The organism is Affinundibacterium baiyunense (genome assembly GCF_018139645.1).
Lineage (GTDB): Bacteria > Pseudomonadota > Gammaproteobacteria > Burkholderiales > Burkholderiaceae_D > Undibacterium > Undibacterium baiyunense.
The window spans coordinates 210837-225390 of sequence record NZ_JAGSPM010000001.1 but is presented as its reverse complement, the minus strand read 5'-3'; the positions used below and the strand labels follow the sequence as shown (position 1 = coordinate 225390).

Annotated in this window: 8 protein-coding genes; 1 reads left to right on the top strand and 7 read right to left on the bottom strand. The window is 45.5% G+C overall.

The features are described from left to right. Positions 1-101 precede the first annotated feature (101 nt). The gene (locus tag KDM92_RS00970; protein ID WP_212682597.1) at positions 102-5249 is read right to left on the bottom strand and encodes a hypothetical protein; all 5148 of its coding nucleotides are present in this window, start codon (positions 5247-5249) and stop codon (positions 102-104) included. Positions 5250-5554: 305 nt separating this feature from the next. Here KDM92_RS00970 and KDM92_RS00965 point away from each other — a divergent pair, with 305 nt between their 5' ends. Then, complete coding sequence (locus tag KDM92_RS00965) at positions 5555-6721, top strand: pyridoxal phosphate-dependent aminotransferase (protein WP_230408106.1); 1167 nt, start codon at positions 5555-5557, stop codon at positions 6719-6721. A gap of 33 nt (positions 6722-6754) precedes the next feature. On the opposite strand, the gene KDM92_RS00960 is transcribed toward KDM92_RS00965, so the two are convergent. The 6 genes from KDM92_RS00960 to KDM92_RS00935 form a co-directional block, all read right to left on the bottom strand. Beyond that, positions 6755-7111 carry a hypothetical protein gene (locus KDM92_RS00960; protein ID WP_212682596.1) on the bottom strand — a complete coding sequence of 119 codons (357 nt, stop codon included), beginning with the start codon at positions 7109-7111 and terminating at the stop codon, positions 6755-6757. Between the two features lie 49 nt (positions 7112-7160). Continuing rightward, positions 7161-8270: a cell division protein ZapE gene (gene zapE / locus KDM92_RS00955; protein ID WP_212682595.1), complete on the bottom strand. Its 1110-nt coding sequence runs from the start codon at positions 8268-8270 to the stop codon at positions 7161-7163. 169 nt (positions 8271-8439) lie between these two features. Then, complete coding sequence (gene lpdA, locus KDM92_RS00950) at positions 8440-9867, bottom strand: dihydrolipoyl dehydrogenase (protein ID WP_212682594.1); 1428 nt, start codon at positions 9865-9867, stop codon at positions 8440-8442. A 91-nt stretch (positions 9868-9958) separates the two neighbouring features. Then, on the bottom strand, positions 9959-10306 hold the full coding sequence (locus tag KDM92_RS00945; RefSeq protein ID WP_212682593.1) for a PspC domain-containing protein: 348 nt from the start codon (positions 10304-10306) through the stop codon (positions 9959-9961). Between the two features lie 25 nt (positions 10307-10331). Beyond that, positions 10332-11585, bottom strand: coding sequence for a 2-oxoglutarate dehydrogenase complex dihydrolipoyllysine-residue succinyltransferase (odhB, locus tag KDM92_RS00940; protein WP_212682592.1), 1254 nt, complete (start codon positions 11583-11585; stop codon positions 10332-10334). Between the two features lie 75 nt (positions 11586-11660). After that, complete coding sequence (locus tag KDM92_RS00935; RefSeq protein WP_212682591.1) at positions 11661-14516, bottom strand: 2-oxoglutarate dehydrogenase E1 component; 2856 nt, start codon at positions 14514-14516, stop codon at positions 11661-11663. Positions 14517-14554: the final 38 nt, after the last annotated feature.

The window sequence follows — 14554 nt, the reverse complement described above, 5'->3', positions numbered from 1 at the left end:
TTTAAGCCCCCTCTTTTGATTGCTAAGCAGCCAGCTTCTATGCTGGTGAAAAATCGTTTAAGAGGATTTAGCAATCACTAGAATCACTGGGATAACTTGGATTAGTTGGTCACATCTTTGGCTGTCAACTTATCTCCTAGCTGAACTGCTGACTGATCAGCTAACTGATAGCTCATACGCAAGTTATCATTAACTGGTGTCTGATTGACTTTAAGGTTTGCTGTTGGAACGCTTGCTTTTGCCAATTTACGCAAGCTGACATTCGCAGCATTACTGGTTTGCGCTTGTAACATTCCCCAGCTTGCAGCGCCAACCATACCAATACTCATTAAGATACTAAATAGCACCGGCGAGCGCAAACTACGGCGTTTGTTCACAGGCGTAAATGCATTCAGTTCCACCGGAATTGGTGATGCCTGCAAAACCTCTTTGGCGCGATCACACCATTGCTGATGATTACCTTGTTCCAAAGTTAAACGATCCAACAACTGTTTGGTCAAGTCTTCTGCTGCCCGTTTTTCATTATCAATTTGCTGTTGCAAAGCCAATGAATTTTCTTTTTGTAAGCTCACTTCTTGCTGCAATTGCGCTTCCAAGACTTTGCTTTGCTCCATCAATGCTTGTTCTTCTGCACATTTTTGCTCAGCCAAAGCGAGGGCGGTTTGTTCTTGTTGCAAACGTTCTTGTGTTAACTTTTGTGCCTCTTGCTCGCGTTGCAAACGCTCTGCATTGGTTTGACGTATTGTTTGTGCTTCAATAATTTGTTCTGCCAACAAACGGGCGATATGTTTTTCTGCCTCAGTGTTATCTTGTTCCAATTCCGTCAATAAAGTTTGTTGATCGCGATTCTTCAACATCGCCTCAGTCTGTACTACATCTTGCTCAGATTTTGCATTGGCAGCGATCGTTAAAGCTAATTCCATTTCGAACTTAGCTTGTTCACTATCAGCGGCAAGACGCTCAGCTTCTAAACGTGCTTGTGCTTGCATCAATGCTTGCGATTCTAATTCAGCACGACGTTTTGATTCTTCAATGAGCAGGGTTTCTGCTTCCAATTTCAATTCGATGTCACGTAAAGTCGCTTGATGCAGCGCGTTTAACTCTTCTTCTGCTGCTACTTGTGCCGCCAATTGAGCTGCAACTTCGGCTTCTAGCTCGATACGATTCAACTGTGCTTGCTGCAAACTGAATAATTGATTTGCATTATCTTGTGCAGTCATTGCAGCAGTTGCATCTGCTTCTGCTTGCTGTTGCGCCAACACCTTGACTTCATTTTCAGCAGCGAAACGGTTTTGCATCGCAATTCTGGCTTCTTGTTCTGCGCAAATACGACGTTCACACTCTGCCAAGTACGCTTGCTCTGCTTCGACACGTTTTTGGGTTTCCTCTGCAAGGCATTGTTCTGCGACTGTTTTTTGCGCCAACACTTGCATTTCTTGAGACTCAAGCGCAACACGTTGTTCTTCAAACTGTTTTAATTCTTGTGCTTGCGCCAAACGCGCCTCAATCAAACTTAAGGCAGTTTTTTGTGCTTCCGCATGTTCACGTGAAGTGAGCAACAATGCGTTTTCAGTTTCAAACTTTTCTTGAATAATTTGCGCTGCCAACGCTTCTTCTTCGGCTCGTTGACGTTCGGTTTCAGCTAACATCGTTTCCAAACGCAAGCGCTCATTCAAGGCCAACATTGCGCGCTGTTCGTCTGCAATTTTTTGTTGGATTTCTGCGTTCAATTGCATTTCGATGCGCGCTTGTTCTTCTGCGATCGCCAAAGCTTGCGCTAAAGATTGATTCTTTTCTTCCAAGGAAGCCGTTGCTTGTTGTCTTGCAATGCTCTCTTTTTCAGCCAAAGCGAGATAATTTAATTCTTCTGCATTGAGCTTTTCCAACTCGATACGTGCTTGCTCATCTTGCTTTTGGCGTTGTGTCGCCAGTGTTAGTTTTTCTTCTTCTTTCGCTTGTAAGCGACTAGCTTCATCCAAAGCATTTTTTTCTGCTAACTGCGAAAACGCCAAAGCCTCTAATGCCTGCTTTTCTTGTGCGATGCGCGCTTCGTGCATTTGGTGTAGCTTCAATTCCTCTTCAACACGCTGTTGCATAATGCGCGCAAAAATCGCTTGTGCCTCGACATTGGCAGCTAATGCGTCATGTAAAGCGAGTTCTTTTTCAAGCGCCCTACCCGCTTCCTCCTGCCCCACAATGGCAAGCTCTTCATTGATGACAGCTGTTTTCAAAGCTTGCTGTTCTGCTTTTTGTTGCTGCTCCAAGCTGATTAAGGTACTTTGTTCGATCGCCAATTTTTCGTTGGTTGTCATTAACAAAGCTTGGTCGGCAGCGTAACGCGCCTGTGCCGTTTTTTCTAACTCGGCTATACGTTGTTTCTTTTGAATAAGGACTTGACGCGCTTGATCTTGCAGATCAGCGTAAGCATGCGCTTTTGCGTGTAATTCCTGCTCTTGACGCAATTTATCTTGTGCTAATTGCTGCGCATTGCGTTCAGCCTGAGCGCGTTCTTCGGCCAACTTGGCATTCTGTCTTTCCAGCGCTAATTTTTCTTCCGCTGCTGCGGCTGCCTTGCGTTCTTGTTCTACACGCTGCTGTTGCAACTGTGCTTCTTCCAACGCTGCTTGTTTTTGCTGCTGCTCTAGACTGGTAATTTCTTCTAATGTTTTTAAAGCAGTTTGCTGCGCTTGCAATTTCGTTTTTTCGATCTCAGCCAATTCGCAAGCACGCTTTGCACGCAACTCGGTCGCTTCTTTGATTTGCTGCTCAAGTTGAATTTTTTCTTGATTTTGCAACAGCAATGCTTGTTCGGCTTGGGCTTTTTCTTCCAAAGCCAAGCGGATTTTTTGTTCAGACGCCAAACGTTCTTGGTTTAACTGGATTTGATTTTGTTCAGCATCTGTCTTTGCTTTAATCTCGGCGATCAACTGTTGTTCGACTGCCTTTTTCTCTTCGATTAATGCAAGCTTACGCAATTCTTCTTGCTCGCGTTGACGCATTAATTTTGTTAATTCAACCGCTTCAGTGGCTTTCGACTTAGCGACGTCGGCTGTTTGTTTTTGTAACTGCGCGTGCTCTGTCATTTTTTGCAAACGCAATTGTTCAGCTTGCAGCAATTGTTGACGCGCGAGTTTTGATTCTTTTTCTTTTTCTTGACGGGCAAACAGCATTTGTGCGTGTTCGCGATCTGCTTTTGCACGTGCTAAAACTTGTTCAGCAGCTTCGCGCTCTGCTTCTAATTTTTCTTGATTGGCAATAGCTGCGTTGCGTTCTGCCTCGATTCGGAGTTGTTCCGCCTTCGTCATTTCGACCACTTGACGGGCCTTCAAAAGCGCTAAAGCAGCCGCTTTTCTTTGCAACTCCGCTTGTACTTGTGCTTGAGCGATCGCTTGGCGCTCGGCCTCTGTGCTCGCTTCTAATGCTTGCTGCTGTTGTCGCTCCAACTCTTCTTTTTGTGCAGCGAGAGCGATCGCTTCTTCCTCAGCTTGCAATCGTGCTACGGCAGCCGCCTCAGCATCTTTTTCACTAGCGAGCTTTTCTTGGGATGCTTGTAGTAATTTTTCAGCAGACTCAGCACGACGTTTTTCCAGTGCAAGCTTTTCTTGAATCAATTCCAAAGCCTTACCTTCAGCTTCAACACGCGCTTGTTGCGTTTCTAGCAGTGCTTGTGAATCTTGATTTTTCTGAATAGCGATCATTGCCAACTGTTGGCCCAGCTTGACGTTTTCAACAGTCTTTTCTAAGGCAATTTTTTCAGCAACGACTTTAGTTTCTTGCGCAATGCGAATCGCCTGTTGCGCTTGATGCTGCATGCTCAAAACTTCAGCTTGCGTTTCTTCAACTTTGGCAATCGTTTCGGCTTCTGCTTTCACCTTTTGCTCGACTAAGACCTTCGCCTGTATCGCTTTCGCCGCGCGTTGTTCTGCTTCGGCGCGCATCTTTTCAGCCTTCGCCAATTCGATCACACTTTTAGCTTTTGAGTTGGCTGCTTGATTTGCTTGCTTCAAATATTCTGCCTGCAATGCGATAGCTGCCAATGCTTTTTGTTCAGCATCGGCTTTTTCACGCGCTAATTGAACGGCTTCGCGTTCCAAAGTCGCTTTCTCTTTCGCGTATTTTTCCGCGCGCTCTTCCTCTTCACGGCGTTGTTTCGCCATTTGCGTTGCTTCTAACTCCGCTTGCCGACGACGTTTTGCTTCTTCATTTGCCTGCTCTTCCGCATCTAATCGAGCGCGTGCATTAGCATCGGCATACTGTTCAGTTTCGACCCGCATTAAAGCTTTAGATTGCAATTCTTTCTCGGCTTCGATGCGTGACTCGGTAGCATAACGAATTTTTTCTTCCGCCTCGCTGCGTGCAAGTGCCGCTTCGGCTGCAATTTTCTCTGCTTGTTCGCGTCGATTTGCTGCCGCAAGCAATGCTTCTTCTGCTTGTAGACGTAATTGAATTGCATCTGCCGCGCGTTTTTCGGATTCAACTCTTGCTTGTGCGATAGCTTCGTATTCACGTTCCAATTCGGCACGCGCTCTTGCTTCTTCACGAGCACGAATTTCTAGAGGTGTGCGACTTAGTGACACTTCTAAAGCAATCGCTTCGGCTTGGTCGCGTTCACGACTAATTTGCTGTGCCTCGTTACGAATTTTTGCTAAACGCTCTGCGTTGAGGCGAGCTTCACGCTCTTGACGTTCACGTTCTCTGGCTTGCTCCGCGATTTTTGCATCAACGCGTGCACGTTCGATGGCTTCTTGCTTCGCGGCATACGATGCGGCAGCACGCTCAGCAGCCCATTGCTTGGCATTTTCTGCTTCAGCTGCTAATTGTTCTGCATCTATTTTTGCTTTGAAATTAAGTTGCGTATCAATTTTGATTTGTTCAATCACTATTTTCTTCGCTGCTTGCTCACTTTTATAGCGCAAGCCAGCTTGAAATTTTGTTTCCTCTTTCAAGGATTTATGTTCTTCAGAATCTGAATCGACTTCAGATTGAATATTAGTCTGCTCATCAGCACTTACTGGACTTGAACTTAACGCTGTCGAAGCGGACTCAAGCTCGATCGGTTTCGCGTCTGCATTCGCTTGTGCTTCCACGCGAGCTATCGCGGCACGAATTCCTTTGATGTCGATGCGTGCATGCGCAGCCAAACTTTCATCATTGACTATATCCAGGGCTGGACTATGTGCTTCATCCACAGCGTTTAACGCCATTGAGCCCATAGAGAGTCGGTTGAGTATCATTTGATAGTCGTTCATTGCACACCTCATCGTTTAGTGATGATAAATCTCTGAGTAGTGATATATATATAGCTTGAATTATCAAGCAATCACAAGAAAACAAAGTGTGAAGAAGAATGAGAAAAAGCCTGCAATTCCAGCTTTTGCGAATTTAGTTTGGTTCACCTAAGACCTTACTCAATTCAGTATGAGCTTATATTCAGAATATCTAAATCGTCGATATCTCGATACTTAAATAGCAAGTAGAATTGTTGCTTCGATTATTAGTTCGTTTGTTGTCGAGTTTGTTTGATTATTATCTCAATTCTTATTTCCTTTCATTTATGCAGATCACACCCTCCGGTTTAATTGAATCTAAATTGCCAGCAGTAAAAACGACGATTTTCTCAAGCATGTCTCAGCTGGCACAACAACATCAAGCGATCAACTTGGGCCAAGGTTTTCCCGATTTTGATTGCGATCCAACATTAATTGAGTCGGTTCATCAAGCCATGTTAGCTGGTCACAACCAATATCCACCGATGCCCGGCACACCGGTGTTACGCCAAGCAATAGCGACAAAAGTCAGCGCGCTTTATCATGCACACTATGATGCCGATTCCGAAATTACCATCACAGCGGGCGCAACACAAGCGATCATGACAAGCATATTGGCATGTGTACATCCAGGTGATGAAGTGATTGTGATTGAGCCTGCGTATGACAGTTATATTCCCACTATTCAGCTAGCAGGTGGGATTCCAGTGTTAGTTGGAATGCGGTTTGAGGATAATCGGTTTTCGGTTGACTGGGATTTACTTGCTTCCAAAATCAGTTTGAAAACACGATGCATTCTGATTAACTCACCGCACAATCCAACCGGAATGACTTTCAGTACAGCAGATTTAGCACGCTTGGCGAACATAGTGCGTGATACCAAAATCTTACTAATTTCGGATGAAGTCTATGAACACATGGTATTTGATGGCAATCAACACCATTCAGTGGCGTCGCATGCTGAACTGGCGCAGCGTAGCTTTATTATTTCTAGTTTTGGTAAGACTTACCATGTAACAGGGTGGAAAGTTGGCTACGTGTTAGCGCCTAAATCACTAACCGCTGAGTTTCGAAAAGTGCATCAGTTCAATGTATTTACGGTAAATACACCGATGCAAGTAGGCATCGCGCATTTTATGCACGATCATCGTCATCACTTGCAGTTGTCCGATTTTTATCAAGAGAAACGCGATGTTTTTCGCAATGCCTTAGCAAATTCTAAATTTAAGCTATTGCCGTGTGATGGGACTTATTTCCAATGCGTTGACTATTCCGCTATATCAGATCGATCAGAACTGGAGTTCGCAACCTGGTTGACTACAGAAATTGGCGTCGCGGCAATTCCGGTATCCGCTTTTTATCAAGAACAAAAACAAAACAAACTGGTGCGTTTTTGTTTTGCTAAGAAAACAGAAACCTTAAATGCGGCTTTAAAACGCCTTCAACAAATATAGCTAGCGCTTTCTTGGTCGCTTAGCTAAATTTTGTTAAAACTCTAGCGTCGTTGCCGGTTTTACGCGATCTGCACGAGCACGGCGTAAGAAGGATTTTGCTTCGACACTAATTGCCCGCAATATTTCTTGTAGTTCTCGGCGCTTTAGACGAACTTCTTGCAAACAAGAATTGGTAAAAAAATTATCCAAACAAGCAGATTCACGTTCCTGTAGCTGCGTTTGTAATTTACCTTGCACCAAATCAAGCTTGCTCAAAGCCGCTTCAGCTAACTGTGATGAGGAAATACTGCCTCTAGAAAATTCTTTTTCCAGCGCGACGATGTCTGACTCGATCGCTAATTTATTTGCCTCATTCGCCTCATTCGCATAGACATGCGAATTTACGGTCATTAGCAAACCTAGGATAAAGGCGAGCGTAGATTTTTTTATCATAAAAAGCTTAGCTATTTGAATGATCTAGCATCGCTACGATTTCGCGCTGCTCGGCGTTCATATACTCTTGTGATTGCATCTCGATAATCCGAGAGACTGTACGATGAAACTCATTCGATAAAGTTCCTTGCATATACAGCAATTCTGGTGTAACTTCTGCTGACATGATTAACTTGACTTTATTATCATAAAATACATCAATTAACCAAGTAAAACGACGTGCTTCAGAAGACATACCGGCGGACATTTGTGGAATTGACGACAAAATCACCGTATGAAATCGACTTGCGATCTCCAAATAATCATTCTGTGATCGTGGCCCGCCACACAAGGTAGCAAAGTCAAACCAAATCGTGGTGCCGGCACGTCGCAAAGCCTTTAAACGACGCCCTTCGATATCCACATGCTGATCTTCTTCTTTGGTTTCTGCTAAACGTGTAAATGCTTCACGTAATTGCCGGTCGGTCTTAGCACCCAAGGGCGTCAAATACACTTCGACCTGTTCCAGCGCACGTTTGCGATAATCATTACCAGAATCAACATTTAGAACATCCATACGTTCTTTGATTAAGGCAATCGTCGGCAGCATGCGATCACGATGCAGTCCATCTGGATAAAGCGTATCGGGCTGATAATTCGAAGTCATCACAAATGAGACGCCATTATCAAATAGCGCTTTCATCAAATTATATAAAAGCATCGCATCGGCCACATCCGACACATGAAATTCGTCAAAACAAATTAATCGATACTTTTTCGCGATACGTGCAGCGACTTCATTGAGTGGATCGGCGACACCTTTCAGCTCATCTAATTCACGATGCACGGCGCGCATAAATTCATGGAAATGCAAACGCGTTTTACGCACCACCGGCACCACGGAGTAAAAGCTATCCATTAAAAAGGATTTACCCCGGCCAACCCCACCCCACATATAAACGCCACGCGGAACTTCAGGGCGACTAATCAAACGCACCAATCGATTTGAGCGCTTTGCTTTGAAAGTGACCCAATCGTCATAAGCTTGTTGCAATCGGTCGACGGCACGCTTTTGCGCCGCGTCAATTTGAAAGCCGCGTTTGTCGATCGCTTCTTGGTAAAACTCGTGAACGTTCATGTCATTACACAAAAAATGAAACTATATAAACCGCAGAGGCGCAGAACACATAGAGAAATCAATTATCTTTCTCAACGTGCTCTGCGCCTCTGGGTCTGAACTCTCTTTTTCTAAGGAATTAGAAAAACACTTAGAAACGAATAATTAAAACAAATTATTGAAGAAATTATTAGAAGTTCAAAGAGCGCTTATCAACAGCTAAAGCGGCTTCTTTAGTCGCTTCAGACAAAGATGGGTGTGCATGGCAAATACGTGCGATATCTTCAGAAGAAGCACGGAATTCCATCGCCACAACCGCTTCAGAAATCAATTCAGAGGCCATAGGACCAACAATATGAACGCCCAAGATTTCATCTGTCGTTGCGTCAGCCAAGAATTTCACCATACCAGAAGTGTCACCTAATGCACGTGCACGACCATTTGCCATGAACGGGAATGTACCTGCTTTGTAAGCAACGCCGTCCGCTTTCAATTGCTGTTCTGTACGACCAACCCATGCTATTTCTGGTGAAGTATAGATAACCCAAGGAATCGTATTGAAATTGACGTGACCATGTTGACCAGCGATACGCTCAGCAACGGCAACGCCCTCTTCTTCCGCTTTGTGTGCAAGCATAGGTCCGCGAACTACGTCACCAACTGCCCATACATTCGCCAAATTCGTTTTGCAATCACCATCGACAGCGATGAAACCGCGTTCATCCAAAGCCAACCCAACTGCCTCTGCATTCAATCCATTAGTATTTGGCGTACGGCCAATCGATATGATCAATTTATCGAATACGGCTTTGTGCTCTGTTCCTTTATCATCGGTGTAATTGACTGTGACATCATTTGCACCTTTAACGATTTCACCGATCTTGACACCAAGATTGATAGACAATCCTTGTTTGACGAACAATTTATGCGCTTCTTTCGCGATTTGCTCATCCACCGCGCCCAAGAATGTTGGCAATGCTTCGAGTACAGTCACTTCAGCACCGCAACGACGCCAAACGCTACCCATTTCCAGACCGATAACGCCAGCGCCAATCACGCCTAATTTTTTCGGTACTGCGGCGATTTTCAATGCGCCATCATTTGACAAAATCAATTCTTCATCAAACGCTGCACCTGGCAATGAACGTGCATTCGAACCTGTTGCGACGATAATATGTTTGCCAGTAATCGTTTCTTCTGCCTTGCCCGCCACTTTGATTTCATAAGCGCCATCAGCAGCTTTTACAAACGAGCCATGGCCGTGGAAGAAAGTAACTTTGTTCTTTTTGAACAAATAAACGATACCGTCATTGTTTTGCTTCACGATGGTGTCTTTGCGTTTCAGCATTTTCTCAACGTCTAATTCTAAGCCACTCACACTGATACCGTGATCCGCAAAAGCGTGACCAGCGTGTTCATAGTGCTCGGAAGATTGCAACAATGCTTTTGACGGAATACAGCCGACATTAGTACAAGTACCACCGGGCGCTGGACCACCTTTGTCGTTAGTCCAAGCGTCGATACAAGCTGTTGAAAAACCTAATTGTGCCGCGCGAATCGCAGCGATATAACCACCAGGACCGCCGCCGATAACGACGACATCAAATTGTTTGCTCATAGTCTTACCTTGTCAGGTTTACTTTTCAATAAATAATGGGGAATGAGCGCAGTCATTTTTTAGCAAAATGTCTGTGCTCAGTAGTACGAACTTAGTCTTCCTCTGGGATAAAGATCCAAGCCAGCAAATAGAAAATAATGCCGAAGCCAAAGCAGGCAACAAAGATCACAAAAACCAAACGCCAAATCCATGACTGCATGCCGGTGAACTTGCCGAGGCCGCCGCAAACACCACCTATCCATTGGTCTGTTTTTGAGCGACGCAAATAGTTTAATTGCGCGAATGGATTCTCCGCATTCGAATTGCTAGCTGAAGTTTCCGCATTCCCTGCATTCAATCCAGCTAATAATTTTTCTTTGGCCTGTGCAAACTCGGCATCAGTCAGTGCTCCCGACTGATGCAGTTTGTGCAGACGATCAATTTCGTCAGCAATATTCATAATGCGCTGGCTCTTTATCGAGAGATTAGAGGTCTAACAACAAGCGTGCTGGATCTTCCAAGGCTTCTTTCATGGCGACCAAACCAAGCACCGCTTCACGACCGTCAATGATACGGTGATCGTAAGACATTGCTAAGTAGTTCATAGGACGAACAACGATTTGACCGTTTTCAACCACGGCACGATCTTTCGTCGCATGCACGCCCAAAATCGCGGATTGTGGTGGGTTGATGATCGGTGTCGACAACATAGAACCGAACGTACCGCCATTAGAGATAGAGAAAGTACCGCCAGTCAAATCATCCAAAGTCAATTTACCGTCTTTTGCTTTAGCACCGAATTCGCCGATTTTCTTTTCAATTTCAGCGATCGTCATTTGATCTGCGTTACGCAAAATTGGCACCACCAAACCGCGTGGGGAACCCACTGCGATACCAATATCAAAGTAACCGTGGTACACGATGTCATTGCCATCAACAGACGCGTTCAAAATTGGATATTTCTTCAATGCGGCAACTGCGGCTTTAACGAAGAAGGACATAAAGCCCAATTTCACGCCGTGTTCTTTTTCAAACTTGTCTTTGTACTTGTTACGCAAGTCCATGACTGGTGCCATATTGACTTCATTAAATGTCGTCAAAATCGCGTTAGTGGATTGTGATTGCACCAAACGTTCTGCAATACGCGCACGCAAACGGCTCATAGGCACGCGCTCTTCTGGGCGATCACCAAGATTAGCAACCGCTGGCGCTGCAACTTGTTGCAAAGCTGGTTTCGCCGCAACTGGAGCTGCCAAAGGAGCAACTGCTGGTGCCGCTTTACCGGCAACCGCAGCCAATGCATCCCCTTTTGTTACGCGACCATCTTTGCCAGTGCCGTCAACCGCACCAGCAGACAAATTGTTTTCCGCTAAAATTTTTGCAGCTGCAGGCATCGCAATACCGGCAGCTGAAATTGCGCTAGCAGGAGCGACTGGCGCTGCTGCCGCTGCGGTTGCAACTGGGGCTGCAGCCGCAGGTACCGATGCACCAGCACTTGCTTCCGTATCCAGCATCGCAATTACTTCACCAGCAACGACTGTGCTGCCATCACCCTTGATAATTTGCGTAATCACGCCTGCGCCTGGTGCTGGCAATTCCAACACCACTTTATCCGTTTCTACGTCAACTAAATTTTCGTCGCGGCTAACTGCTTCACCGACTTTTTTATGCCAAGAGAGCAAGGTCGCTTCAGCGACAGATTCAGATAACTGAGGAACTTTTACTTCGATAATTGCCATGTTTATTCTCCGTGTAGGATGTCTATTTCTAATTCGGCACTGCGCTTTCTTTATTATTGGCAGTGCCGCCTAGGATTATTTGGTCAAGATATAGCCCTTGAGTTTTGAAAAGGCTGCATCAAGCAATGCTTTTTGTTGCGCATAGTGCTTGTCGTAGTAACCGACAGCTGGCGATGCACTTGCAGGACGACCTGCGTAAGCAAGCTTCTGACCTTCATCCAAACTTTCAAAGATATTGTGTTGAATTTGGAACCATGGGCCTTGATTTTGTGGCTCATCTTGTGCCCAGACCAATTCCACCATGTTCGGGAATTTTTTCAATTCCGCGACAAAGCTCTTATGTGGGAATGGGTAGAGTTGTTCCACACGAATAATCGCTGTATCAGTTTGAGCGCGCTCTTTACGTGCGTTGACCAAATCATAGTAAACCTTGCCGGAACAAGCGATCACGCGCTTGACTTTCTTCGCATCGATAGATTCGTCCACTTCACCGATCACGGTATGGAAGCTACCTTTTGCCAATTCTGACAATGGAGAACCTGCATCCTTATTCCGCAATAAAGACTTCGGCGTCATGATGACCAAAGGCTTACGGAATTGACGGATCATTTGACGACGCAACAAATGGAAAATTTGCGATGCTGTCGTTGGTTGAACGACTTGCATATTATTGTCTGCACACAATTGCAAGAAACGTTCTGGACGAGCAGAAGAATGTTCTGGACCCTGACCTTCATAGCCATGTGGCAGCATCATCACGAGACCGCAAGCACGACCCCACTTCACTTCGCCAGAGCTAATGAATTGATCGATAACGACTTGTGCGCCATTCGCGAAGTCACCGAATTGGGCTTCCCAGATCGTCAATGTATTTGGCTCCGCGCTGGAATAACCATATTCGAAGCCCAATACGGCCTCTTCAGACAACACAGAATCAATTACCGTGAACGGAGCCTGTTTATCAGAAACATTTTGCAATGGAATATACGTACCAGCATCCCAACGTTCACGGTTTTGATCATGCAATACCGCATGACGATGAACGAATGTACCGCGACCAGCATCTTGACCAGTAATACGAATTGGATAGCCTGCAGCGACCAAGCTTGCAAATGCAAGATGTTCACCCATACCCCAGTCGAGATTCATTTCACCACGACCCATTGCTGCACGATCAGCCAATACTTTTTCAACCAAGCTGTGCGGTTTAAAGCCTTCAGGAACAACGGTGATTTTCTCGGCCAGACGTTTTAATTCTGTAGTCGGAATCGCTGTATCAGCTGCATCAGTCCACTTACGATTTAAGAATGGAATCCAATCAACAGCGTATTTATTTTTAAAATTGGAAATCACTGGGTCATGCGTGTGCTTACCAGCATCCATCGCATCACGGAATGCCTTCGCCATATCATCGCCAGTATTGGCGCTGATCGTACCTTGTGCTGCCAATTTATCTGCATACATCTTACGTGTGCCAGGATGCTTAGCGATTTTCTTGTACATCAATGGCTGTGTTAATGCTGGTGTATCTTGCTCATTGTGACCAAGCTTGCGATAACAAATGATATCGACCACTACGTCTTTTTTGAACGCAACGCGATAATCGAGCGCAATTTGAGTTGCCAATACAACCGCTTCAGGATCGTCGGCATTCACGTGCAACACTGGTGCTTCAATCATCTTCACAACGTCGGAGCAATATGTAGTAGAACGCGCATCACGCGGGTCAGAAGTCGTGAAACCAATTTGGTTATTGATAACGATATGTACAGTACCACCGGTGCCGTAGCCACGTGTTTGCGCTAAATTCAGCGTTTCCATCACTACACCTTGACCAGCAAAAGCGGCATCACCGTGAACCAAGATTGGCAACACTTGTGAGCCATCTTTGTCGCCACGACGATCCATACGTGCTTTCACGGAACCTTCTACTACTGGATTAACAATTTCCAAGTGCGATGGATTAAACGCTAAAGACAAATGAACTGGGCCGCCTGGTGTAGAAATATCTGAGGAGAAGCCTTGGTGATATTTCACGTCACCCGCTGGTAAATCATCACCATGTTTGCCTTCGAATTCAGCAAACAAATCTTGTGGCATTTTGCCGAGGGTGTTTACCAACACATTCAAACGACCACGATGTGCCATACCAATGACGATTTCTTCAATACCGCGCTCACCCGCGCGTTGAATGGTTTCGTCGATAGATGCGATAAAACTCTCACCACCTTCGAGAGAGAAACGCTTTTGACCTACATAACGAGTATGTAAATAACGCTCCAAGCCTTCAGCTGCGGTTAAGCGTTCGAGGATATGTTTCTTCTTCTCTGCAGTGAAATTCGGTGTGGAGCGAATTGATTCTAGTTTTTCTTGCATCCAACGCTTTTCGGCTGGATCGCTGATGTACATGAACTCAGCGCCGATAGAGCGGCAGTAAGTGTCACGTAATGAGTTGAGCAGGTCGCGTAAAGATGCGGTCTCTGTTCCAAAATAGGTATTGCTGATATTGAACTGTGTGTCCATATCTGCATCGGTAAAACCGTAAAAACTTGGTTCTAACTCTGGCAGTGGCGGACGTTCTTGACGTTGCAATGGGTCGAGATTGGCCCAGCGACTACCTAAGAAGCGATAAGCTGCGATTAATTGCTGTGCGGCGACGCGTTTGCGTCCCATTTCAGCATCACCAGCTGCACTTACGGTACGGATTGGACCTTGCTTAGCACGTTCAGCGAAAGACGCGATGACTGGCGCATGAGCGACGTCAGGTTTAGCAGAACCATCAACTGCGGGAACGTGTTGCATGGCGTCGAAATACGCACGCCAATTATCTGGCACGGAACCAGGATTATTGAGATACGCCTCATACAGTTCTTCGACATACGGTGCATTGCCACCGAACAGATACGAGTTAGCGTTATATTGTTGCATCATATTGCTCACCTTTCTTCGCGCTTCGCGAGATTAGCGGG

Bases quoted from the DNA above. Each gene is read 5' to 3' on its own strand.
- KDM92_RS00960 (WP_212682596.1), bottom strand. From the start codon at position 7,111: ATGACCGTAAATTCGCATGTCTATGCGAATGAGGCGAATGAGGCAAAT.
- KDM92_RS00970 (WP_212682597.1), bottom strand. From the start codon at position 5,249: ATGAACGACTATCAAATGATACTCAACCGACTCTCTATGGGCTCAATG.
- KDM92_RS00945 (WP_212682593.1), bottom strand. From the start codon at position 10,306: ATGAATATTGCTGACGAAATTGATCGTCTGCACAAACTGCATCAGTCG.
- KDM92_RS00935 (WP_212682591.1), bottom strand. From the start codon at position 14,516: ATGATGCAACAATATAACGCTAACTCGTATCTGTTCGGTGGCAATGCA.
- KDM92_RS00965 (WP_230408106.1), top strand. From the start codon at position 5,555: ATGCAGATCACACCCTCCGGTTTAATTGAATCTAAATTGCCAGCAGTA.
- odhB (WP_212682592.1), bottom strand. From the start codon at position 11,585: ATGGCAATTATCGAAGTAAAAGTTCCTCAGTTATCTGAATCTGTCGCT.
- zapE (WP_212682595.1), bottom strand. From the start codon at position 8,270: ATGAACGTTCACGAGTTTTACCAAGAAGCGATCGACAAACGCGGCTTT.
- lpdA (WP_212682594.1), bottom strand. From the start codon at position 9,867: ATGAGCAAACAATTTGATGTCGTCGTTATCGGCGGCGGTCCTGGTGGT.